20 protein-coding genes are annotated in these 23,278 nt (G+C 71.4%); 8 read left to right on the plus strand and 12 right to left on the minus strand.

What is annotated here, in order from left to right:
- Nucleotides 1-4: 4 nt before the first annotated feature.
- Together AB0B86_RS03945 and rfaE2 are read right to left on the minus strand one after the other, a co-directional pair.
- Nucleotides 5-883, minus strand: coding sequence for a glycosyltransferase family A protein (locus AB0B86_RS03945; protein WP_357412887.1), 879 nt, complete (start codon nt 881-883; stop codon nt 5-7).
- Nucleotides 880-2,697, minus strand: a complete 1,818-nt coding sequence (rfaE2, locus tag AB0B86_RS03950) for a D-glycero-beta-D-manno-heptose 1-phosphate adenylyltransferase (protein ID WP_357412885.1) — start codon at nt 2,695-2,697, stop codon at nt 880-882. Before rfaE2 ends, AB0B86_RS03945 begins: the two co-directional genes overlap by 4 nt.
- A 155-nt stretch (nt 2,698-2,852) precedes the next feature.
- On the opposite strand from rfaE2, the gene AB0B86_RS03955 reads away from it, so the two are divergent.
- Nucleotides 2,853-3,395, plus strand: coding sequence for a type 1 glutamine amidotransferase domain-containing protein (locus AB0B86_RS03955; protein WP_357415169.1), 543 nt, complete (start codon nt 2,853-2,855; stop codon nt 3,393-3,395).
- Nucleotides 3,396-3,632: 237 nt separating this feature from the next.
- Nucleotides 3,633-5,309, plus strand: coding sequence for an MDR family MFS transporter (locus tag AB0B86_RS03960; RefSeq protein ID WP_357415171.1), 1,677 nt, complete (start codon nt 3,633-3,635; stop codon nt 5,307-5,309).
- A gap of 124 nt (nt 5,310-5,433) precedes the next feature.
- Here the strand turns inward: AB0B86_RS03960 and AB0B86_RS03965 are convergent, their stop codons facing one another.
- Entirely contained in the window at nt 5,434-6,066 is a 633-nt protein-coding gene (locus AB0B86_RS03965) for a TetR/AcrR family transcriptional regulator (protein WP_357402844.1), read from the minus strand.
- Nucleotides 6,067-6,191: 125 nt separating this feature from the next.
- Between AB0B86_RS03965 and AB0B86_RS03970 the strand changes: the two genes are divergently transcribed.
- Nucleotides 6,192-7,226 (plus strand): aldo/keto reductase, encoded by a 1,035-nt coding sequence (locus AB0B86_RS03970; protein ID WP_357415173.1) that lies wholly within the window; start codon nt 6,192-6,194, stop codon nt 7,224-7,226.
- 35 nt (nt 7,227-7,261) lie between these two features.
- Here the strand turns inward: AB0B86_RS03970 and AB0B86_RS03975 are convergent, their stop codons facing one another.
- Entirely contained in the window at nt 7,262-7,753 is a 492-nt protein-coding gene (locus tag AB0B86_RS03975) for an NUDIX domain-containing protein (protein WP_357402840.1), read from the minus strand.
- Nucleotides 7,754-7,809: 56 nt separating this feature from the next.
- On the opposite strand from AB0B86_RS03975, the gene AB0B86_RS03980 reads away from it, so the two are divergent.
- The gene (locus tag AB0B86_RS03980; protein ID WP_357402837.1) at nt 7,810-9,459 is read left to right on the plus strand and encodes a fatty acid--CoA ligase; all 1,650 of its coding nucleotides are present in this window, start codon (nt 7,810-7,812) and stop codon (nt 9,457-9,459) included.
- A 186-nt stretch (nt 9,460-9,645) separates the two neighbouring features.
- Here AB0B86_RS03980 and AB0B86_RS03985 read toward each other — a convergent pair whose 3' ends face one another.
- The 6 genes from AB0B86_RS03985 to AB0B86_RS04010 all read right to left on the minus strand — a co-directional run bounded on the left by AB0B86_RS03985 (nt 9,646) and on the right by AB0B86_RS04010 (nt 14,978).
- Nucleotides 9,646-10,656, minus strand: a complete 1,011-nt coding sequence (locus tag AB0B86_RS03985; protein WP_357402835.1) for an NADPH:quinone reductase — start codon at nt 10,654-10,656, stop codon at nt 9,646-9,648.
- A 48-nt stretch (nt 10,657-10,704) separates the two neighbouring features.
- A complete protein-coding gene (locus AB0B86_RS03990; protein ID WP_357402862.1) occupies nt 10,705-11,394 on the minus strand; it encodes an HAD family phosphatase in 690 nt (229 codons plus the stop codon).
- Entirely contained in the window at nt 11,391-12,218 is an 828-nt protein-coding gene (locus tag AB0B86_RS03995) for a hypothetical protein (protein ID WP_357402860.1), read from the minus strand. Before AB0B86_RS03995 ends, AB0B86_RS03990 begins: the two co-directional genes overlap by 4 nt.
- A 188-nt stretch (nt 12,219-12,406) precedes the next feature.
- Nucleotides 12,407-13,090: an FKBP-type peptidyl-prolyl cis-trans isomerase gene (locus tag AB0B86_RS04000; RefSeq protein WP_357402833.1), complete on the minus strand. Its 684-nt coding sequence runs from the start codon at nt 13,088-13,090 to the stop codon at nt 12,407-12,409.
- Nucleotides 13,091-13,236: 146 nt separating this feature from the next.
- Entirely contained in the window at nt 13,237-13,875 is a 639-nt protein-coding gene (locus tag AB0B86_RS04005; RefSeq protein ID WP_357415175.1) for a DUF4241 domain-containing protein, read from the minus strand.
- Nucleotides 13,876-13,949: 74 nt separating this feature from the next.
- The gene (locus tag AB0B86_RS04010) at nt 13,950-14,978 is read right to left on the minus strand and encodes a Ku protein (protein WP_357402829.1); all 1,029 of its coding nucleotides are present in this window, start codon (nt 14,976-14,978) and stop codon (nt 13,950-13,952) included.
- An 85-nt stretch (nt 14,979-15,063) separates the two neighbouring features.
- Between AB0B86_RS04010 and ligD (AB0B86_RS04015) the strand changes: the two genes are divergently transcribed.
- Both ligD (AB0B86_RS04015) and ligD (AB0B86_RS04020) read left to right on the plus strand, forming a co-directional pair.
- On the plus strand, nt 15,064-16,005 hold the full coding sequence (gene ligD / locus AB0B86_RS04015; RefSeq protein ID WP_357402827.1) for a non-homologous end-joining DNA ligase: 942 nt from the start codon (nt 15,064-15,066) through the stop codon (nt 16,003-16,005).
- A complete protein-coding gene (gene ligD, locus AB0B86_RS04020; RefSeq protein WP_357402825.1) occupies nt 15,995-16,909 on the plus strand; it encodes a non-homologous end-joining DNA ligase in 915 nt (304 codons plus the stop codon). The genes ligD (AB0B86_RS04015) and ligD (AB0B86_RS04020) overlap by 11 nt, the downstream gene beginning before the upstream one ends.
- Before the next feature lie 401 nt (nt 16,910-17,310).
- Here the strand turns inward: ligD (AB0B86_RS04020) and AB0B86_RS04025 are convergent, their stop codons facing one another.
- Together AB0B86_RS04025 and AB0B86_RS04030 are read right to left on the minus strand one after the other, a co-directional pair.
- Nucleotides 17,311-19,608, minus strand: coding sequence for an esterase-like activity of phytase family protein (locus tag AB0B86_RS04025; RefSeq protein ID WP_357402822.1), 2,298 nt, complete (start codon nt 19,606-19,608; stop codon nt 17,311-17,313).
- Between the two features lie 54 nt (nt 19,609-19,662).
- Nucleotides 19,663-20,733 (minus strand): hypothetical protein, encoded by a 1,071-nt coding sequence (locus AB0B86_RS04030; RefSeq protein WP_357402820.1) that lies wholly within the window; start codon nt 20,731-20,733, stop codon nt 19,663-19,665.
- 144 nt (nt 20,734-20,877) lie between these two features.
- On the opposite strand from AB0B86_RS04030, the gene AB0B86_RS04035 reads away from it, so the two are divergent.
- Nucleotides 20,878-21,630: a TIGR03089 family protein gene (locus AB0B86_RS04035; RefSeq protein WP_357402818.1), complete on the plus strand. Its 753-nt coding sequence runs from the start codon at nt 20,878-20,880 to the stop codon at nt 21,628-21,630.
- Between the two features lie 156 nt (nt 21,631-21,786).
- Nucleotides 21,787-22,749 carry a zinc metalloprotease gene (locus AB0B86_RS04040; protein WP_357402816.1) on the plus strand — a complete coding sequence of 321 codons (963 nt, stop codon included), beginning with the start codon at nt 21,787-21,789 and terminating at the stop codon, nt 22,747-22,749.
- Nucleotides 22,750-23,278: the final 529 nt, after the last annotated feature.

Here is a 23,278-nt window from a genome sequence, read left to right on the forward strand (position 1 = left end):
GGCGTCAGGCCGGCTGGGGAGAGTCCTCGTCGACGAGGACGACCTCCCACGCCTCCACGTCCCGGTCCGTGACGGTGGTGGGGGACTCCAGGTGGTAGGCGCCGCTGGGTAGGACGCCCGCGCCTCCGTGCCGGGCCAGCACCGCGAGCTGCGCGGCCACGTCCTCACCCTGATGCTTCGCCGGCACCCGACGCCAGAAGTCGAAGCCCCCGGCGTCGACGAGCTTGGCCCGGTCGTAGAGCACGCACCCACCGATCCAGGACACCTTGTACGCCCGCCACGCGCCCGGCGGCAGCGCCAACTGCTCGGTGATGTGCAGCAGGTTCGCCGCCGAGTGGATCCGGGCGCGGTGCCACTGCGGTGTGTCGGGTCGGATCTGCTCCGGCGTGGGCGGGCCGGCCCACTCCTCGTAGTGCCCGTGCGAGTCCGGCCGCCTGTCGTCGGCGTACGACAGCCCGTGCACGCCGTTGCCGACGAACCCGCAGCCCAGCTCACCGATCGCCGTCACCAGCCGGTGCAGTGTCCCCGGTTCCAGCCAGACATCGTCGTCGAGGCTGAGCACGTACCGGGCGGTCGAGGCGGCGAGCAGGTACGCCCGGTGTTCGGCCAACCCCCGGCGGGGCAACCGGCGGGTCAGCAGCACCGGGTGACCCCGGTGTCGCAGCGCCCGGACCATTGTGGCGGCGGCGGGATGCGCGTACGCCGGATCCCCGTCGGACTGGTCGCTCACCACCACCCCGAAACCGGGCACCCCGTCCTGGGCGGCGAGCCCGCCCAGTGTGACCGCCAACTCGGCGGGCCGGTTCCGGGTCGGAATCAACACGTCGACCAGCCGGTCGGTGCGGAACTCCGCCGGGGTGCCGAGGTTCAGGGGGCGGTTCACGACGTCTGGGTGCGGGTGCTCAGCGACGGGTCGGGCGCCGGCTCGTTCGTGGCTGGCGACGGGTCCTGGCTGTGTGACCGGATCCGTTCGATGATCGCCGAGGTGGACCGGTCCGGCACGTACCCGAGGGTGTGCACCTGGCCACCCAGCCGGCGCACCAGCGGCGCCTCCGGCACCAGCTCCGGCGGGTAGTCCCCGCCCTTGACGTAGACGTCCGGCCGGACCGCCTCGATGAGTGCGGCGGGTGAGTCCTCCTCGAAGACCACCACGTGGTCCACACAGGCGAGTGCGGCGAGCAGGGCACCGCGGTCCTCGACCGGGTTGACCGGGCGGTCCGGGCCCTTCAGCCGGCGTACGCTGCCGTCCGAGTTGACCGCCACGATCAGCAGGTCACCAAGTGCGCGGGCCTGCTCCAGATAGCGCACGTGCCCCCGGTGCAGCACGTCGAAGCAGCCGTTCGTGAAGACCACCGACCGTCCCGCCTCGCGGTACTCGGCGACGATCGCGTCCAGCTCGTCGTTGCCGACCAGGGCGGGATGGCCCACCGTCTCGATCGGCTGGTCGAGCGCGGTGAGCAGATCCTCGCGCCGGCAGACGCAGGTGCCGGTGTCGGAGACGGTGATGGTGGCCGCCAACTGGGCGAGCTGGGCGGCCGTGGGCAGCGGCGCGTCGGCGGCCAGGGCCAAAGTCATCGCCGCCAGGTACGCGTCGCCGGCGCCCACGGCGTGGCTGGCCGGGACCGGCGTGCTGTGACTGCGCCGCGGCTCCCCGTCGGCGCCACCCACCACCGCACCCTCCGTGTCCAGGGTCACCGCGACCACGTCGGCGCCGGTGTGCGCACGCAGCTCCGCCAGGCGCGACTCGGCAAGCACGGCCCGGTCCACGCCCTCCCCGGCCTGGGTGTTCACTGTGACGCCGGTGCCGGTGACGCTGAGCCCGTCGCCGGTAAGGGCCACCCGGCCCTCGCTCGGGGTGGGCTCACCGACCGGGCCCGGACGGTCTGCGGTGTCGTCGGCGCGTACCCCGCCGGGGGCCGCGCCGACGGTCAGCTCGGACGGGCCGTCGGCCGGGTCAGCGTGCGGGTGCTCCAGGTGCAGTTCGGGGCCGGCGGCCGGTCGGGTCGGGCCGCCGGCTCGGGCCAGCAACCGGGTCGCCTCGGCGAAGCTGGGCGTGACCACTGTCGGCGCGAGGCCCCGCCAGTCGGCCAGGTCGTGGGCGTCCAGGGCGACTGTGGCGTACCGCTCGCGTTGTTCGACAAGCCACGCGCGGACCGGCGCGGGCAGCGCCCCGAGGCCGTAGTCGCAGACCACCAGGGTCGGTGCCGCCCCACCGGCTGCGGCGCGCAGCTCCTCGGTGGCGCAGCTCAGGGCGGTGAGCAGCCGGGTCACGCCGTCCTGGTCGAGCGCGTCGTCCGGGTCGCCGGAGTCCTCCCGGAGCAGGATCTGGTTACCGGCGAGCATCCGCCGCTTCACCGGGGTGGGCCGTCCGGGCTGGTTGACAGTGCGGTCCCAGACGCCCGCACGGTCCAGGCAGTCGTGCAACTCGTCGCCGGCCACGTCGGCGCCGACCGGTGCCACAAGCACCGCGAGGCCGCCGAGGGCGGCGACGTTGACAGCGGTGTTCGCGGCCCCTCCGGCGGCGGAGATCCGTCGGCGCAGGGTGAGGACCGGTGCGGGCGCCTCTCGGCAGAGCCGGTCGGAGTCGGCGAACCGCCACTCGTCCAACATGGCGTCACCGACGATCAGGACTGGGCGTTCGAGCCAGCTCTCCACGACGGTGGCGAGCCGGCGCTGTTCCGCTGCTGCTCCTGCCATGCCTCCCCGGGTCCCCAGCGCCCTCCGGGCCAAACCTGGCACGGGCCGGACCTGCGGCTCTGTCACCGCCGTGCCGTTACTGCTCCGCTGGGTCGTTTCGGGCGTCCGGGGCCGGGAAGGGAGTGGGGAGAACCCCGGAAAGGAGATGTACCGAGATGGCAGCGCAACTACAGGGCAAGCGGATCGCCTTCCTGGCCACCGACGGCGTGGAGGAGGTCGAGTACGTCCAGCCGCGGGAGGCGGTCGAGAACGCCGGTGCGACGGCCGAGTTGGTCTCGTTGAAGCCCGGGTCCATCCAGTCCTTCAACCACCTGGACCAGTCGAAGACGTACGACGTGGAGGTGACCGTGGACAAGGCGGACGCCGCCGGCTACGACGCGCTCGTGCTGCCCGGAGGTGTCGCGAACCCGGACTTCCTGCGTGGCGACCCGGACGCGGTGCGGTTCGTCAAGGCGTTCTTCGAGGCGGGCAAGCCCGTCGGGGTGATCTGCCACGGTCCGTGGACGCTGATCGAGGCGGACGTGGTGCGTGGTCGACGGATCACGTCCTGGCCCACCCTGCGTACCGACCTGACGAACGCCGGTGCCACCTGGGTCGACGAGGAGTGCGTCACCGACGGCAACCTGACCAGCAGCCGCAACCCCGACGACCTCCCGGCCTTCTGCCAGAAAATCACCCAAACCTTCGCCGCCGCCTAACCCCTCCCGCCCCACCCCCACCCCCACCCCACCCCACTCCGGGCCCCCGCCCACCCTCGCCCGTTGATCATGAAGTTATTGCCCCCTGACTCGGCGTGTCGGGGCAATAACTTCATGATCAACGCGTGAGGGGTTGGGAGGGGGCCCGGAGTGGGCGGGGAGGGGCGGGGGTGGGGGTGGGAGGGGGTTTTTTGGGGGTTGGGCGCATGTTCTGCGGCGTGCGGGATAGAAGGCCACATGACCACCGAAGCCTCCGCCGCGCCGGTGCTGAATCGTCAGCAGATCCGGCTGCTCATGCTCGGCCTGATGACCGGCATGCTGTTGGCCGCACTCGACCAGACAATCGTCGGTACGGCCCTGCCGACAATCGTCGGGGAGTTGGGCGGGATCAACCACTACTCGTGGGTGGTCACCGCGTACCTGCTCGCCTCGACGGCGTCGACGCCGCTGTACGGCAAGATGGCCGACCTGTACGGGCGCCGCCCGGTCTTCCTCTTCTCGATCGGCACGTTCCTGGTCGGCTCGTTGCTGGCCGGGCTGTCCCAGAACATGACCCAGCTGATCGTCACCCGGGGCATCCAGGGCCTCGGTGCCGGCGGTCTGCTGACGCTCGCGTTCACCATCATCTCGGACGTGGTGTCACCCCGGGAGCGGGGGCGCTACCAGGGACTCTTCGGCGCGGTGTTCGGGATCTCGTCGGTGGCCGGGCCGCTTGTCGGCGGATATTTCGCGGAGACCGACTGGCGGTGGATCTTCTACATCAACGTGCCGCTGGCGATCCTCGCCATCGTGGTCTGTTACCACGTGATGCGGCTGATCCCGTTCGAACGCCGGGACCACTCGATCGACTGGCTCGGTGCCGGGCTGTTGGTCGCCGGGGTGAGTTCGTTGCTGCTCGCGCTGAGCTGGGGTGGCAACGAGTACGCCTGGGGATCGGGTGTGATCGTCACGCTCTTCGTCGTCGGTGCGGTGCTGGGGGTGCTCTTCGTCCTCCAGGAGGCCCGGGTGGCCGAGCCGATCCTGCCGCTGCGGCTGTTCCGCAGCGCCACCTTCGCCCTGGCCAACTCGGCGTTGCTCATCATCGGTCTGGTGATGTTCGGTTCGATCATCTTCATCCCGTTGTACCTGCAGATCGTCAAGGGCGCCTCGCCGACCCAGAGCGGTCTGCTGATGCTGCCGATGATGGCCGGCATCATCATCACCTCGATCCTGACCGGTCGCGCGATGACCCGGATCGGCAGGTACAAGTGGTTCCCGGTGGCCGGCTCGGTGACCCTGCTGGTCGGCATGTTCCTGTTCACCCGACTGGAGGTGAGCACCTCCCTCTGGGTGGCGTTCGGGTTCATGGTGGTGATCGGTGTCGGGCTGGGTCTGTGTATGCAGTCGCTGATCCTGGCAGTGCAGAACGCGGTCTCCATCCGTGACCTGGGCGCCGGCACCTCCTCGGCGACCTTCTTCCGGTCGCTCGGTGGTTCGTTCGGAGTGGCGATCCTCGGCACTGTGCTCTCGTCCCGGCTGGCCAGCGGCCTCGGCGACCGGCTGCCCGGTGCGATCGCGCAGCTTCCGCCGCAGGAGCGGGCCGCGGTGGCGGCGAGCGGCGGCACCAACATCTCGATCAACGATCCGGCGACCATCCTGGCCCTGCCGGGGCCGGTGCGCGCCGCCATCCAGGGCGCCTTCGTCGACGCGCTGGACATGGTCTTCCTGACCGCCGGCCTGATCGCGATCGTGGCGGTGGTGGTCACCCTGACGCTGCCCAACACGCAGCTTCGGGGTGCCGGCCCGCAGGGTGCCACCGGTGGTGCCGACCCGCTCGGCGGGGAGGCCCCGGCCCCGGGTGGCAAGCCGCTCACCCGCGAGTCCAAGGAGGAGGCCGCCGCCGACATGGAGGCCAAGTCCCAGACGATGATCTGAGCAGGTCGTCGGGTGGAACGACGCGCCAGCCGGCGTGCTCGACCCGGGGTCGGTGAGGTCGGGGTGTCCGGACCACAGGATGCCCCGACTTCCCGGAGTCGGAGTCGATCAAGGCGGTCGGTGGTCAGGCGGGGCGGCGGTAGGCGCCGTACCACCAGGTCGCTGCCAACTCCCGGGCGGCCGCCGCGTCGGTGTCGGGGTCGGCCGCGGTGGTGCTGACGTGGTCGGCCAGGAAGCGGTCGCCGCCGATCACGATCAACCGGCTGGCCGTCGTCACGTCCAGGTCGGGCGGGGTACGCCCGGCCTGCTGCTCGATCCGGAGCGCGTCAGCGGTGCGGTTCACGAACCGTTCCAGCCCGGCGGCCCAGTACTCCCGGATCACCTCGTCGTACGCGGCGACCTCGCTGACCGCGGCCAGCACCGGGGCGTACGTCCGGTATATCCGGATCACGTCGGCGAAGGCCTCGGTCAGCCGATCGAGCGGGTTGCCGGGGCCGGCCGGGTCCCATTCGCCGGTGCGGTCGAACGAGGTCTCCCGCATGGTGCCGGCGAGGCGCATGAGCAGCTCGCTCTTGTCCCGGAAGTGGGTGTAGAAGGTCGACCGGGCCACGCCGGCCTCGGCGGCGATCCGCTGTACGCCGAGGTCGGTGAAGCGGACGCCCTCCTTCAGCAGCCGCTCGGTGGCCGCCAGCACCCGCGCTTCGACGGCCGCGCGCCCGTCGGGGTTGTGCGGACGGCGGCGGGTGATCGAGGGCATAGCCGGAATCCTAGGTGGCCGGGGGTCGGGTGGGCGACGTACGCTCGTTGCCGGACACAGTGTCCGACATAGTGACCACGGAGTGCCCGCCCTCGGCCTCCGACCCACCACGAGGAGCAATACACGTGAAGTACCGACTGCTGGGCACCACCGGGGTGTACGTCTCGGAGATCTCGCTCGGCGCGATGACCTTCGGCGGCAGCGGGCACCCGCTCTGGGGCACCCTCGGCGCGCTGGCGCTGCCCGACGTGCAGCGGCTTGTCGACACCGCGCTGGACGCCGGGGTCAACTTCGTCGACACCGCCGACGGCTACAGCGACGGCGAGAGCGAGGAACTGCTCGGCAAGGCGCTCGGCAAGCGGCGTCGCGACGTCGTGCTGGCCACCAAGGTGCACTCGCGGACCGGCCCCGGCCCGAACGACGTCGGCACCTCCCGGCTGCACATCATGCAGAACCTGGAGGACAGCCTGCGCCGGCTCGGCACCGATCACATCGACCTGTACCAGATCCACAACTTCGACCAGGTCACTCCCATGGAGGAGATGCTTCGCGCGCTCGACGACGCGGTCCGGCAGGGCAAGGTCCGCTACGTCGGGGCCGCCAACTTCGCGGCGTGGCAGCTGGCCAAGGCGCTCGGCATCTCCGCCCGGGAGAAGCTCGCCGGGTTCGTCTCGGTGCAGGAGTACTACTCCCTGCTGGGCCGGGACGTCGAGCGCGACGTGGTGCCGATGGCGCTCGACGCCAACGTCGGGCTGACCGTGTGGAGCCCGCTCGCCGGTGGTTTCCTCTCCGGCAAGGTGAGCCGGGACGGCGTCGTCGCCGACGGTGGCGCCCGTAGCGCCCAGCCGGGCTACTCCAGCTTCACGCCGTTCGACCCCGACACCGCCTTCGGGGTGGTCGACGTGCTCAAGGGCGTCGCCGAGCGGCACGAGGTCAGCCCGGCCCGGGTGGCGGTCGCCTGGCTGCTGTCCCGGCCGGCCGTGACCAGCGTGATCGTCGGGGCCCGCAAGCAGGAGCAACTTGTGGACAACATCGCCGCCTCGGACCTCACGCTCACCGCGCAGGACCTCGCCGAACTCGACGAGGTGAGCAAGCTGCCTGTCGCGTACCCGAACTGGATCCAGGAGGGGTTCTTCGCGGAGATGCGCCACCCGCAGTGAGGCGCGGCCCCGGGGTCGGTGACCCCGGGGTCGACCTACTTGAGGATGAGCCGGTTGGTCTGCTCGAAGACGTCCAGGTCGGCGAGGGTCTCGGTGACCGACGCGGAGAGCGGGGTGGGGAACCGGTCGCGGGGGAAGAAGCCGGCGTCGGTGGTCTCGTCGGTGACCCGGACCAACTCCCCGTCCCACTCCTCCACCCGGAACGCCGTGGTGAAGACCTGGTACGTGTGCCCGTACATGTTGGTGTTGGTCCGGTCGGGGCCGGTGTAGAGGGCGAACGCGCACACCCGCAGCGCCCGCAGCCCGGTCTCCTCGCGGACCTCACGTACCGCGCAGTCGGCGATCGACTCGCCCAACTCCATCGCCCCGGCCGGCATGGCCCACTGGCCGTTGTCGGAGCGTCGGATCAGCAGGATGCGCCCGGCGTTGTCGCTGACCACGGCGCGGGCGCCGACGAACATCAGCGTCCGGTCACCGGCGAGCGCGCGCAACTGCCCCACGTACGAGTCGGCCCAGGAAATGCTCACCTGCGACAATGTACGGGGGTTCCCAAGGTGTGACCGCCGACACTAGCTTGTTACCCATGCGTAGCACGATGATGGACGCCCCGCTGCAGGTCTCCCGGATCCTCGACCACGGCGCCCAGGTGCACGGCTCCGCCGAGGTGGTCACCTGGACCGGTGCCGAGCCCCGCCGGATGACGTACGCCGAGGTGGGCCGCACCGCCGCCCGGCTGGCACACGCGCTGCGCGACGACTGCGGGGTGACCGGCGACGAGCGGGTCGCCACCTTCATGTGGAACAACAACGAGCACCTGGTCGCCTACTTCGCGGTGCCGAGCATGGGCGCGGTGCTGCACACGCTCAACATCCGGCTCTTCCCTGACCAGGTCGTCTACATCGCCAACCACGCCGAGGACCGGGTGGTGCTCGTCGACAGCACGCTCATCCCGCTGCTGGCCCGGGTGATCGGTGAGTTGGACACGGTGCGGCACGTGGTGGTGGTCGGTGGCGGCGACCCGTCGCCACTGGTGGCGGCGGCCGGTGACCGGATCACCGTGCACCACTGGGACGCGCTGCTCGCCGACCGGCCCGAGGTGTACGACTGGCCCGAGGTGGACGAGCGGGACGCCGCGGCGCTCTGCTACACCTCCGGCACCACCGGCAACCCGAAGGGTGTGGCCTACTCGCACCGCTCCATCTACCTGCACTCGTTGCAGGTCTGCATGCCGGAGGGGTTCGGGCTGGCCCCGACCGACCGGGAGTTGGCCATCGTGCCGATGTTCCACGCCATGTCGTGGGGTCTGCCGTACGCGGCCTTCCTGTCCGGCGCGTCGCTGATCATGCCGGACCGGTTTCTGCAGGCCGCGCCGATCGCCGAGATGGTCGCCGCCGAGCGGCCCACCCTGGCCGGTGCGGTCCCCACCATCTGGACGGACCTGCTTGCCTACCTGGACACCCACGACGTGGACACGTCCTCACTCACCGAGGTGATCGTCGGCGGCTCGGCCTGCCCGCCGGCGCTGATGCACGCGTTCGACGAGCGGCACGGGATCGACGTCATCCACGCCTGGGGGATGACCGAGATGTCCCCGCTGGGGTCGGTCTCGCGTCCGCCGGCCGGCGCGACCGGCGAACAGGCGTGGCGGTACCGCTACACGCAGGGGCGGGTGCCGGCGGGGGTGCGGGCGCGGATCGTCGGCCCGGCCGGCGAGCCGCTGCCCGCCGACGGCAAGGCCGTGGGCGAGCTGGAGGTCAGGGGTCCGTGGGTGACCGCGCGGTACGTCGGTGACGACGCTCCGGACGAGGAGAAGTTCCGGGACGGCTGGCTGCGTACCGGGGATGTGGGCACCCTCTCGCCGGACGGCTACATCACGCTCACCGACCGCGCCAAGGACGTGATCAAGTCCGGCGGTGAGTGGATTTCCTCGGTCGAGCTGGAAAATGCGCTGATGGGGCACCCGGCGGTGCTGGAGGCGTGCGTGGTGGGCGTGCCGGACGAGCGGTGGGACGAGCGGCCGCTGGCCACCGTGGTGCTCCGGGAGGGCGTCTCGGTGACCGCCGAGGAGCTGCGGGACTTCCTGGCCGGCTCGGTGGCCCGCTGGCAGTTGCCGGAGCGGTGGGCGTTCATCGACTCGGTGCCGAAGACGAGCGTGGGCAAGTTCGACAAGAAGGTCGTCCGTTCGCGGTACGCCGAGGGTGACCTGACTGTCCGGGAGCTGACAGCGCCGTAACGTTTTCCCCGGCACTGTCGCCGGGCGGGGTGAAGTGCCGCTCGACATTCCTCCGCAGGGGGCGGCCCCGGCGTTCGCACCGCGCCGGGGCCGCCCGTTCCACGCGGGGCGACCCGCAGAATCATTGTTGCGAAACTTGTTCGCCTCTGTCCTGATGACGGGGAAATCAGGTGTGCAGCGACCCGATTAGGCGTCGCTTGTGGTGATGAGCACCTTGCCCACCGTCGCGTCCTCCACCGCCTGGTGCGCCGCTGCCGCCTCGGCCAGGGCGTACTGGTGCAGCGGCAGGCCAGCGTCGACGCCGACCCGAAGAGCGCCCTGGCTGGCCGCCGCCGCCACGTCCTTGACGCCCTGCGCCTTGGCCGCCTTCGGCTCGGTGTAGACAAGCACGAACTGCCACCGGGCGTTCGGCACCATCATCGCCCGGATCGGAATGGTCACCTCGTCGCCGCCGTCGTCGGCGTACATGCAGACCGCGCCGCCGTGCCGCAGCACCTGCGCGTCGATCGCGGCGTTGTGGGCCGGGGCTACCTCCACGATCGTGTGCACCCCGTCGGGAGCGATCTTGCGGACCTCCTCGACCACGTCCTGCTCCCGGTAATTGATCACGAAGGAAGCGCCGGCCGCCGCCGCGAGCTGCGCCTTCTCGGCACTGCTCACCGTGGCGATCACCGTGGCGTCGGCCCAGCGGGCGAGCTGGATCGCGGCGTTGCCGACCGCGCCCGCCCCGCCCTGCACCAGCACCGTGTGGTCGGCGAGCGCACCGGGGCGCAGGGTGTCCGGCATGAATTCGCCGGCGGTCAGACAGCGGTGCGCGGTGAGGAACGGAATGCCCAGGGCGGCGCCCAGCTCGAACGGTGCGTCACCGAGGCGGACCGCCTGCCGGACCGGCACCAGCGTGTATTCCGCTGCCGTGCCCCACGGCCGCTGCCAGGCGGCCTCCCAGATCCAGACGCGCTCACCGATCAGATCAGGGTCGACCCCCGCGCCGACCGCCTCCACCACTCCCGCGCCGTCCTGCCCGGGAATCTGCCAGCCCTTCGGCGTGAAGGAGCGCCGCGACTTCCAGTCGGTCGGGTTGACCCCCGACACCGCCATCCGGACCAGCACCTCGCCAGCCCCCGGCTCGGGTACCGGCCGATCGACAAGCTTCAGGACCGAAGGGTCGCCGGTCTGCTCGTACACGATCGCTTTCATCTGTGGTCGCTACCTTTCATCAGTGGTCTCTACCCCGCCGGGGCGGCGTCAACCCAGGCTCTCCACCAGCTCCGGGGTCAGCTCCCCGATCGCACCCACTGTCACCACGGCGAGCCCGGCGGCGTCCGGATCGAGCGGGTACGAACCGTGCGGCACCGCCACCACCCGCATCCCCGCCGCCGCGGCCGAACGCACCCCGTTCGACGAGTCCTCCACCGCCACACAGCGGGCCGGATCGACGCCGAGGCGCTGGGCGACGCTCAGGTAGACGTCGGGTGCCGGCTTGCCCCGCTCGGTCTGCTCGGTGGAGAGGGTCGCGCCGAACGCGTCGGTCAGGCCGGTGGCGGCCAGCGCCGCCTCGATCAGCCGGGTCGGCGACGAGCTGGCCAACCCCAGCGGCCACCGCGCGGCCAGTCGCCGCACCACCTGGTCGGCACCGTCGATGAGGGGTACGTGGTCCCGGTAGCGGCGGGTCATCTCCTCGACCACCTCGACGGCGACCTGCTCGGCGGTGCGGTCAACGCCCAGCTCGCCGCTGAGATAGTGGGCCCACTCGCCGGTGCTCATCCCCATCAGCCGACGTTGCGTGTCGGGCTGCCACGTCCCGCCGTGCGCTGCCACGTACGCCCGGCGGACCTCCTCCCACACCGGCTCGGAATCCACGATCACGCCGTCCAGGTCGAAGACCACCGCATCTGCCACGAGCCCATCCTGCCCGATCGGCGGGCGCCCGGTCAGCCGGGAAGCGCGGGCAGGACGAGCGGGCCGCCGGCCGCGGTCAGCGTGTGACCGGACCGGGCGATCGGCTCCAACAGCTCCCGGAGCCGGTCCGTGCCGTCGGCGCCGAGCGCCTGCCACGGGTGGGCAGCCGCCCGGTCGGTGGCGTCCTCGATGGCCTGGAACCCGGCCTCCGAACGGTCGGTGGTCGCGCCGTCCGCGGTCAGCCAACCCCGCTGGGTGAGCCGCTCGCGGGCGGCGTGCCAGTGCTCCTCGGACCAACCCCGACCCAGCAGGTACTGCGGATGTGAACCGTCCCGGGCGACCCGCCAGGTGAGCGTCTCCACCGGGTCCAGGCCGGCGGCCACCAGCGCCGCCACGTGCCCGTCCCCCCGGTGTTCGCGCAGCGTGGTGGCGGCCTGCCAGAGCCGGGCCAGCGGATATTCCCCGACCGGCAGTGCCGCGTTGGCCGCGCCGAGCACCCGGCCGGCGGTCTGCGCCGCCGAGGCGGCCCGCTCCAGCAGGTCGGCGGCCTCGGCCAGGTGCGACTCCGGCAGCTCGTAGGTCAGCTCCGCGAGCCCCTGCACGGCACCGGTCAGGCGGGCCCGCAGCGCCTCCGGCGGGGTGGCCAACCGCCACACCGCCGGCAGCGCGCGCGCCACCATGTGCGGCGCGAAGCTGAAGAAGGCGGCGGTCACCGGGGCCGCCTCGGTCGCGCCCAGCGGCGCGGCCCGGCCGGCGAAGTAACCGCGCCAGTAACCACGCAGACCGACCGCCTCGTACGCGGCGCGGGCGCGGGGGTGCAGGTAGGTGACCGCGTGCACCGGCTCGAAGTAGGCCCACATCACCCGGGCCGCCCGTCCAGCCTCGTCCAGCGCCGTCATCTGCACCTCCGCGTCCGGTTACGGATGATCACCCCGGGCGGCGAACCGCCCGGGGTGACGCCGAACCTACTGCCGCTAGGTGACGGGCCGGAAGCCCCATGTGAACAACTCCATCGCGGCCCGGCGACAACCGGGGCGATCCGGACAGGTCACTGGGCGGCGAGCACGTCCACCACGAAGCGCAGCGGGCCCTCCGGCTGACCCTTGCTCGCGGCGTCCTTGCCGAACGCCAGGTCCGTCGGGATGTCGAGCTGCACCCGGCTGCCCACTGTCACCCCGACCAGGCCCTGGTCCCAACCGGGGATGACCTGGCCCACGCCGATCGGGAAGATGGCCGGCTGCCCGCCCTTCCAGGAGGAGTCGAACTCCTTGCCGTCCTTGAAGAACACCCCCACGTAGTTGGTGGTGATGTTCTGGCCCTTCTTCACGGCCGGGCCGGTGCCCTTGATCAGCGGGGTGACGGCGAGCTTCGTGAGCTCACCAGTGCCCGGCTGCACCGTCGGCTTGCTGCCCAGCGCCGGGTCGGCGCCCTCGGGGAGCTGCGGAGCGGGGGGCGCGGCGGCGTCGGGACCGTCGGGGGCCGGCACTGACGCCGACGGGGTCGCGTCGGCCTGGTTCTTGGACTTGTCCTCGCCACCGCCGATCGTCACGAAGACGGCGATCAACCCCCCGGCCACGACGACGGCGGCGATGCCGCTGAGCCACGCGTTCCGGCGGCGCCTCGCGTCGGCGGCCTTCTTCGCCGCCAACTGGGCGGCCAGCCGGCGCCCCGACTTGGTCGCCGGGCTCTGGTCCTGGTCCGCCGACCGGTTCTGCTGCGTCCGCTCGCTCACGTCGTCGACTCCCTGCTGCGAAGTGTGGCCGGCACCCGGTGCCGGGGGGAAAGCCGACGCACACGGTACCCGCACCACGGCCCACCGTGCCCGCCGCGGACGCCTCGGATCGCCCAGCGCGGCAGTTCCGGTGCCGTCCCGGGCGGTTATCCCGGAACGACCATGAAGTCGGTCACGAACGAGGTGACCCGGCCATCGGCGGTACGCCCGATCCAGGTGCCGTAGCAGCCGTCGCCCCAACCGGTGGCCACTGTGACGACGTTGGCGCCGCTGGCCTCGTCCAGGACGGCGGTGATCAACCCGCGCACCGGCGAGGCGGGCAGCTCGGCGGGGATGAAGACCTCTTCGATCCGGTCCTCGTCCCAGCCTTCGAGCGCGGCGAGCGCTGTCGGGTCGGCGAGGGTGCCGGCTCCGGAGTCGACCCCGTAGCCGAAGTAGTCGTCCGCGCCGAGCGTGGCGATGTCCTGGTCGCCCGCGACGGCCGGCTCCCACCGGGCGGTGGGTTCGGCGGTGACGACAAGCTCCAGTGCGGCCACGCGCCGGTCCACCTCGGCGTCCTCCCGGAGCACCACTGCCACCCAGGCGCGGGCCGGATAACGCCCCGGGGCCACTGTGACGGTGAACGGCTCGGCCTCCGGGCACACCAGCGGGTCACACCCGACCACCTGGCCGGTGGGCAGCACGACGTCGCCCACCGGATGGACCTCGATCAGGTACGCGCCGTGCTGGTCGGTGAAGCGGGTGCCGGGCGTCAACAACCGGTCCAGGTCAGGGGTGTACGGCATGAGGGCTCCTCCGGTGGCCAACGGCCGGCGGAGCGTACCCGGCCCGCCGGACACCGCCGTCGCTGCCGTACCGGTCAGGCGCTCTTGCGGGGTGCGCTCTTGCGGGCGGCCGTCTTCTTCGCCGGCTCCGCCTTCTTCGCGGGGGTCTTCTTGGCGGCGGTCTTCTTCGCCGGCTCTGCCGTCTTCTTCGCCGCCGTCTTCTTCGCGGGGGCCTTGGCGGCCTTCTTCTCCGCGGCCTTCTTCTCCGCCGCCTTCTGCGCCGACCGGGCCGACGAGATGGGTGTCGGCTCACCACCACCACCACCGCCACGGGTGGGTTCCTCGCCGCGGGCCGCCTTGGCCCGCTCCACCGAGGCCTTCAGCGCGGCCATCAGGTCCACCGCCGCGGCCGGGGCCTCCTCGACCTCCTCCGGCTGGACGACCTCCCGGCCCTCCACCTTCGCGTCGATGACCTCCTGCAACGCGGCCCGGTAGTCGTCGGTGAACACGTCCGGCTCGAACTCGCCGGTCATCGAGTCGATAAGTGAGCTGGCCATCGCCAGCTCGGGCGGGCGCACCTTGAGGTCCTCGTCGAGGAAACCGAAGTCCGGCGTACGGATCTCGTCCGGCCAGAGCATCGTGTTGAGCAGCAGCACACCCTCGCGCACCCGCAGGGTGGCGAGCTGCTCCCGCTGGCGCAGCGCCACCTTGACGATGGCCACCCGCTCCGAGTCGATCAACGCGTCGCGCAGCAGCACGTACGGCTTGGTGGCGGTGCCCTCCGGCTCCAGGAAGTACGCCTTGTTGTAGAGGATCGGGTCGACCTGCTCGGCCGGCACGAACTCCAACACGTCGATCGCACGGGAGCTGGTCAGCGGCAGGTCGGCGAAGTCCTCGTCGGTGAGGATCACCATCTCGCCGCCGCCGATGTCGTAGCCCTTGGCGATGTCGTCGTAGGTGACCTCCTCGCCGCAGACCGAGCAGGTGCGCTTGTAGCGGATCCGGCCGCCGTCCTCCCGGTGCACCTGGTGGAACCGGATGTCCTTCTCCTCGGTCGCGGAGTAGAGCTTCACCCCGATCGAGACGAGCCCGAACGACACGGCTCCCTTCCAGATGGCACGCATCCTGCGCTCCCTTCCCCGGTATCGACAATGCTCGCATCCGAAAGAACCGGACGCGAGGTGTTCGGCCTGCTACTACAGTCGGGTCGTGCCCGGCGCGCCGCTCAAGCCGATGCTCGCGATGACCGGGCCGCTCCCGGCGGGTGACGGCTGGGCGTACGAGTTCAAGTGGGACGGCGTCCGCGCCCTGGCCGACATCTCCGGTGGCGGTCAGCACCTGTATGCCCGATCCGGCGTCGAGATCACCGCCGCGTACCCGGAATTGGCCACCCTGCCCGAGCAGGTCGACGACGCGCTGCTCGACGGCGAGGTGGTGCTGCTCGGCGAGAGCGGACAGCCGTCGTTCACCGCGCTGGCCGAGCGGATGCACGTGCGGGACCGGAACAAGGCGGCCCGGTTGGCGGCGGTCATGCCGGTGACGTACATGATCTTCGACCTGCTGCGGCTGCGCGGGGACGACCTGACCGGCTGGCCGTACGAGCGCCGCCGGCAGGCCCTGGACGCGCTCGCCCTCGGCGGCCCCCGGTGGGCGGTGCCGCCGGTCTTCGCCGACGGCCCGGCCACCTACGACGCGGCCGGCGAGCACGGTCTGGAAGGCGTGATGGCCAAGCGGGTCGGTGCCGTCTACCGCCCGGGGGTGCGCTCACCGGACTGGGTGAAGGTCAAGTTGGAGGTGACCGGCGACTTCGTCATCGGCGGCTGGCGACCGGGCGCGCGGCGGATCGGCGGGCTGCTGGTCGGCGTGCCCGGCCCGGACGGCACGTTGATCTACCGGGGGCGGGTCGGCGGCGGGATCGGCGCGGCCATCGAGCGGCAGCTCCTCGCCGAGTTGGAGCCGCTGCGCTCCGGTGGGTCACCGTTCGCACCAGGTGTGCCCCGCGAGGATGCCCGGGGGGCGATCTGGGTAGCACCCCGGGTGGTGGTGGAGGTGAAGTACGGCCAGCGCACCCCCGATGGCCGGCTGCGCTTCCCCCGGGTGCTGCGGTTGCGCCCGGACAAACCTCCGGAGGAGGTCGACGATGCCGGCTGAACGGCTACGGGTGGACGTCGAGGGTCGCCCGCTCGAGCTTTCCAACCTGGACAAGGTGCTCTACCCGGCGGCCGGTTTCACAAAGGGTGAGGTGATCGACTACTACACCCGCATCTCCCCGGTGCTGCTGCCGCACCTGCGGGACCGGCCGGTGACCCGGATCCGCTTTCCCAACGGGGTGGACGACAAGTCGTTCTTCGAGAAGAACACGCCGGCCGCGACCCCGGACTGGGTGCGGGTGGAGAACCTGCCCGCGCCCGGGTCGACGAAGGGCCGGGAGACCATCGACTACGTGGTCGCCGACGACCTGCCCACCCTGGTGTGGCTTGCCAACCTGGCCGCGCTTGAGCTGCACACGCCGCAGTGGAAGGTCGGCGAGCACCCGGACATGATGGTTGTCGACCTGGACCCGGGGCCACCGGCCGGGCTCGCCGAGTGCTGCCCGGTGGCGGTGCTGATGCGCGACCGGCTCGCCGACGACGGCATCGAGTCGTACCCGAAGACCTCCGGCAAGAAGGGCATGCAGCTCTGCTGCCCGATCGCCGGCACCCAGTCCTCCGACGACGTCTCCGCCTATGCCCGGCGGATCGCCCAGGAGTTGGAGCAGGCCCACCCGAAGCTGATCGTGTCGAAGATGGCGAAGAACCTGCGCCCGGGGAAGGTCTTCATCGACTGGAGTCAGAACAACGCGGCGAAGACCACTGTCGCGCCGTACTCGTTGCGGGCACAGTCGGTGCCGTCGGTGTCGACGCCGCTGACCTGGGACGAGGTCGAGGCCGGCGCCCGTGGCCGGAAGCCGGCCGTCCGCCAGTTCACCGCCGCCGAGGTCCTGGACCGGGTCGAGGAGTACGGCGACCTGCTCGCCCCGCTGCTCGACGGCGGCCCGGAACTGCCCGCGCGCTGAAGTCTGCGTCCAGGAGCCGAGTCAGCCGTTCGAACACGCGGACGCACGCCCGGCGTCCGCGTGTTCGTGGTGACGCTTCGTGTCGGGGCGGCAGGTCGAGGTCGGCCACTCAACGTGATGCCTCTCGGTGCGGCCGGCAGGACTGCTCAACCCCTTTGCTCTGCTTCAATAGACGAAACACTCGGCCTACCTGCCGCTTTGCTGTCCACCGAGGGTGGGGCGGTCGGATCGGCGGTCACGGCGCGTGTCTGTTGCGTCCGTTGAAGCAGAGCAAAGGATGGGTGCAGGGGGTGGCAGGGTCGGCGTGTGGTCACGGTTCGCGACCGACGCTCAGCCAGGGGTAGATGTGCGGCCGGCCCGACGCCCACCCCTGCGCAGGTGGGCGTCGGGCGGCAATCGGATCAGCGGTGGCCGAAGACCTTCCGGCTGGAGCCGAGCCGGAGGAACACCGTCTCGCCGGTGGCGTCCTGCACCGCGTCGTTGTCGGTGATCGCGTACACCTCGCCGTTGCCGGCCACGGTCAGGCCCTCAAGCTTCTCCTGGGTCCAGCCGTTTGTGGCGCGCAGCGCGGGCAGCACGTCGACGGCGAGCGTCTTCGGCAGCACGGTCAGCGGGCCGGTCGTCGCCGCGCCCGGCAGCGGCACCGTGTAGATCCGCTTGACCGTGGCGGCCGGGCCGTTCAGCTTGTCCCGCTCGATGACCGCGAGCCGGTCACCGACCACGGTGATCTCGGAGAGGCCCATCCAGTCGCCCGGCACCGTGGTGGCGTCGAGCTGGTATCCGAACCAGCTCCAGGTGCCCGCGGTGACGTCGTAGCGGCCCAGCCGGACGATGCCGGTCGGGTCGGTGCTCAGCTCCCGCTGTACGGCCACCCAGACGATCTCCCGACCCTGCCGGTCGGTGGTGGCGGTGACGCCCTCCAGACCCTGCTTGCCGAGCCCGGCGGCGACCTCGGCGGGCAGCGCGACGGTCTGCCGGGTCACCCCGGCCGCGTCGAGCCGGACCAGCTTGTTCTCCGCGCCCTTGGCACCCTCGACGGCGAGCCAGAAACCGCCCTGCGGGCGGGCGAAGATGCCCTCCGCGTCGTACCCGACAGGTGTGCCGGCCGCGTCCCGCGCCGGCAGCGCGCCGGTGATCACCGCAGGCGTGCGCTTCGCGTCGATCGTGAGGATCCGGGTCTGGCTGTACGCGGCGTCGGTGACGCTGTAGAGCTGGTCCCGCTTCCCCGGCACCGCGCTCAACGCGCCGAGCGCGCCCCAGCCGATCGGGGCACCCGAGCTGTCCGAGGCGGAGACGATGCTCGGGAACGCCGGGGTGCCCTTGCCGAGATGGAAGAGCGACACCGAGGCGCGGACGTTGACCGAGGCGTCGTCCTCCTCGCTGGAGACCGCGAGCAGACCCCGCGACGGGATGGGCAGCAGCCCCTCCGGCCCGTTGGTGGTCGGGAGCACCTGCTTGAACACCGGCTTCGTGGGGTTGCCCAGGTCGTAGACGGCGACGAAGTTGCTGCGCTCCGAGCCGACGAACGCGTACCGCACGCCGTCGTACTCGGCGACGGCCACACCCTCCGGCTCGGTGCCCTTCTTGCCGGCCCGATCCTCGTTGTGCAGCCCGTACGTGACGGCGAGCCGCTCGAAGGTGTTGCCGGCGTCCCAGGCGACACGCCCGGTACGGCTGTCGAAGATCGACCAGCCTCGGGTGCCCCCGTGCCAGTCGCCCTCGTTGGCTGTGGCGAGGTAACGGTCGTCGACCCAGGCCACCGCGTCGGGCTCGCGCGGCACGTCGGTGCTGCTGCCGGTCAGGTCGATGACACCGTCCTTCTTGGTGTCGATCCCGCTGATCGTGGCGGTGCCGGCGCTGAACACCGTGGTGATCCGGCCGGTAGGCAGGTCGATGAGGGCGACGCCGTTGTTCTCCTGGAGCGTCACGGCCAACTGGTTCCGGCTGTTGATCGAGACGTACTCGGGCTCCGGGTCGGTCGGCGCGGCGAGCCCGGCCTGGACCAGGGCGGGCAGCGCGCTCCCGTCGGCGCCGGTCAACGCGACAGGGCGCAGCCGCCACGCGGACGGGGACTTCCCGGTCAGGTCGACGATCTGCACGAAACCGGCAGGCGCCTGCGGCAGGTCGCCCTCCTCGCCGCCGGGTGGGGTGGCCTCCTCGTCGCGCTCGTTCTCGATCGCGATGGCGGCGTAGCGCTTGTCCTTGCTGATCGCGATCGAGTCGGGCTGACCACCGAGGTCGAAGCTGGCCACCCGCTTGCGGCTGGTCAACTCGATCACGTCGAGGCGGCCGGACGGCTCGGTGTAGCTGCTGCTGGTATTCACCACCACCAGCACGTACCTGCCGACCGATGCCACCGAGGTGGGTTCGTCCTCGGCGTCGCCGAGTTGTGCCAGGGAGAGCGTGCCGAGGCCGCGCGGCCGGTCGGCACGGGAGATGTCCAGGAAGCCGATGCGCCGGGCCAGCGCGTCGGTGTGGATGAGGGTGCGGCCGTCCTCGCTCACCGCCGAGATCTCGGCGACAGTCGCGGTCGCCGGGTCCTCTCCGGCCGGGCGGTTCTGGAACACCGGGTACGTGGCGACCCGGTCGAAGGCGAGCGACGGGTGGTGTCCGCCGGCCGAAGCGGGGGTGGCCCCGGTCAGGCTGGCGGCGGCGACACCGGCTGCGGTGAGCGCGGTGAATGCTCTTCTGAGTGTCAAGGACTTCCTCCGTTAGGTCGTACCCGCACGGAGGCTGACACCCGTTGGGGAGCATCAGCTTGCGCTTGCGTGAACAGCCGGCGAAGCGCGGCGCAGACGCCACCAGGCGCCGACGACCAGGGCCGCGGTGACGACGGTGACCGCGACGTCGCCCGCCAGGGCCGCCACCGGGCTGGCCGGGGAGTACGGCGGCACCAGGTACGCGAACGCGGCGGCGCTCACCAGACCCGCTGTGCCGGCCGTGAGCACGTGCCGCTGACCCCAGCCGCTGCCCGACGACAAGTACGCGATGAGCCCTCCTACAACGCCGGCGAGCGAGAGCGCGATGACCACCCCCGGCCAGCCAGGCGTCAGGTCGGCGCCGAAGCGGACGAGAACGACAAGCAGCCCCACCCAGAGAGGGTGCGGCACCCGACGGACCCGGCGCGGTTCGCGGCGGCGCCAGCGGGGCAGCAGCGCCGCTGCGACAAGTGCGAGAACCAGCGCTGTCGCGGAGGCCAACTGAAGCGGACCGGCTAGGAAATCCTTCCGACCGCTGCTGTCGGAGAAGATCAGCAGACTGCCGAGCAGATAGATCACGCCGACCACGGCGAGACCGGAACGGCCGAGCCACGGCCGAAGCCGCCGTTTCGCGCCGAGGAAGGACTCGACGAACACGATCGGCGCGCAGATGGTCAGCAGGATGTGGTTGCCCACGTAGTCGAACGCCTGCCGGAGACTGAACCCGAGCCCCGGCACCAGCGTCGCCTCGGCTGCGGCACGGGTGTCGGCGTACTGGGTGTCATTCAAAAAGCCGGGGTTGAACAGCGACTGGTCGACAAGCCCGGCCTGGAGCACACCGAACGCGGCGGCGAGCAGCACGATCGACGGCCACCCCGCGCCGAGGTGCCGGGCGGTCTCCCGGATCAGGATCGCCGCCCCGCCGTACATCGGACCCAGGAAGATCAGCACGGGTAGGAAGTCGTCGATGGCGAAGCCACCCCAGGAGCACTCCGCCGCCCACGGAGCGAGCAGCAGCAACGCGATCACCGGCAGGAGTCTGCGGCGCAGCGGGAGGGCGGTGGCGCGGCTGGCGGCGGCAGGTTCGGCTGGCTCGGTGGCGGCGGGGTCAGGCTCGGCCAGCATGAGAACTCCTCGGCAGCGCTACGGGGATGTGCCCGTACCGTGCCTGGGTCAGCCGGCCGACCGATACGGCCGTCGGTCGACGCAGGGCTCGACCAAAGTCGTTGAGTAGTGTGGTACCGACCTCACCCCGGGGAGCGTGCCGACATGCAGCCAACCGTCACTGCTGACCTGACGGCCCGACCCGTCGAGCCCGAGAGTCCCCTGCTCAGCTACCGCGACGAGGCGACCGGAGAGAGGGTCGACCTCACCGCACACCAGGTCGGTTCCTGGGCGGCGCGCAGCGCGAGCCTGCTGCGGGACGGCTGCGGGCTCGGCCCCGGCAGCCGCGTAGCGGTGCTGCTGCCGCCGCACTGGCGTACCGCCGCGGTGTTGTTGGGCGCGTGGGCCTCGGGCCTGGCGGTGTCGTTCCGGCCGCGCGCCACGGCGGGCCTGCCGGTGCTGGAGCCCGGCGGCGACCGGCCGTTCGACGCGGTCTTCGTGACCCCCGAACGGCAGGACGACTGGCTGGAGGACGTCCCGGACGCGCCGCACCGCTACCTGGTGGGCACCGGGCCGGGGCGGTTGGTCGACGTGCCGCTGGGCTGGTTGGACTGGTCCGCCGAGGTGCTCCGCCACAGCGACACGACGCCTGACCACACCGCCATCCGCCCGTCGGACCCGGCAGGTGCGGACGGCACCACCTACGGTCAGTGGGGTGCGCTCGCCCGGGAGGTCGCCGGGATGCTCGACCTGCGCGCCGGTGACCGGCTTCTCGTCGACGCCGCCGAGACCGAGCAGCCGCTGAAGTGGTTGCTCGCGCCGCTTTCCGCTGGCGCGTCAGTGGTGATCAGCGCCAATCTCGACCCGACGCGGCGGGACGCTGTCGTCACCGCCGAACAGGTGACCCGGGTCCTCTGACCGCTGCCGGACCGCGCTAACAGCGCTGGCCAGTCCTGTTCCGTTACATCGGCATCTGCCCTGCTCAGAGGGGTTTTGTCGATGCCGTCGGCGTGTTCTCATACCGAACAGCGACGTCATCGACACCGCACCGCTCCCTCACTGAAAGGTGCACCGATGCACACGAGACTGACCTTCCGACTGGCGGTTCTCACCGCCACCGCCGCCACGTTCCTGGCGTCCGGCGGAGCCTCCGGGGCACTGGCCACGGCCGCCCCCGCGACCGCCTCCCCGGGTGTCGCGGCGTGTGACCCGGGGGCCGACGCCCCCGCCGCCGCCCGGGTCGCCAAGGGTGCCGCCGCGCAGGAGCCGGAGCTGTACTCGAAGAACGAGGCCAAGGCATACGGCGTCATCAAGGACGCGCCGCGCCTGCCCAACGGCAGCGTGACCATCCCGACGGTCTTCCACATGGTCTCCGACCACCCGCTGACCGCCGCCGAGACGGCCAGGTGGAACACCCTGATCGCGGCGCAGATGACGGTGCTCAACGACTCCTACGCGGGCCGTACGGCGGCGGACGCCTCCGACACCCCGTTCCGGTTCTCGCTCGTCGACACCACGTGGACGGTGAACAGCGCCTGGTACACGGTCGAGCCGGGCAAGAACGAGCGAGACATGAAGAAGGCGCTCTACACCGGCGACTCCCGCACCCTGAACGTGTACGCGGCAAACATCGGCGGCGGCCTGCTCGGCTGGGCGTACTTCCCGAAGGGCTACAACAACGGCCGCGACTACATCGACGGTGTGGTGATGCTCGACGAGTCGATGCCGGGCGGCACGGCAGGCAAGTACGCCCTCGGTGACACGCTGACCCACGAGGTGGGGCACTGGCTGATGCTTGAGCACACCTTCGCGCACGGCTGTTCCGCGTCCGGCGACTTCGTCGCGGACACCCCCCGCGAGGCGGCTCCGCAGTTCGACTGCCCGATCGGCGCGGACACCTGCACCGCACCGGGGCTGGACCCGATCCACAACTTCATGGACTACACGCAGGACTCCTGCATGGACATGTTCACCGCCGGGCAGGCGGACCGGATGAGCGACGCCTGGGTGGCGTTCCGCGCCGGCGGCGCCGGATAGCCCACTGAAAGTCACGGGCCGGCGGGTCGCTCTGCGGCGACCTGCCAGCCTGTTCGCCTCACCTTCCGGTGGAGCCCGACGATTTCGCCGGTCCTCACGTTGCCCACCCCTGACGTCGTGACCGATCAACCCGAACGGGTCGGCCCGACGATCCGTGCGCGGGTCAGCTGGCGAACAGCAGGGCGGCGTCCAGGAGAACGACGAGGGTGGTGGCGAAGTGGACGCCGAATGCGACGCCTCTCGTCCCGCCGTTGGCAGCACGTCAACCGTGTTGCCGCGGGTTGAGCGCGACTATCAGCATGAACAGGCCACGGCATCGGCGCTGCTGAAGGCGATCAGGGCGAGGCCGATCAGCCCGTAGCTGAGATCGCGCAGGCTCTTGACCTCAGGTAGGCGGGTCCCCGTCCGGCCGGGTCGGCACGCCGTAGCCAGCGCCCGCCGTCTGCCTTGCCAGCAGGAACCGCGCGCCGACGACCAGGGGCGGGCGGCGCTCAGGTCACCCTAATCAGTGGAGAACGAGTCCGGGTCC

The sequence above is a fragment of the Micromonospora sp. NPDC049047 genome, from assembly GCF_040649135.1.
Taxonomy (GTDB): domain Bacteria; phylum Actinomycetota; class Actinomycetes; order Mycobacteriales; family Micromonosporaceae; genus Micromonospora.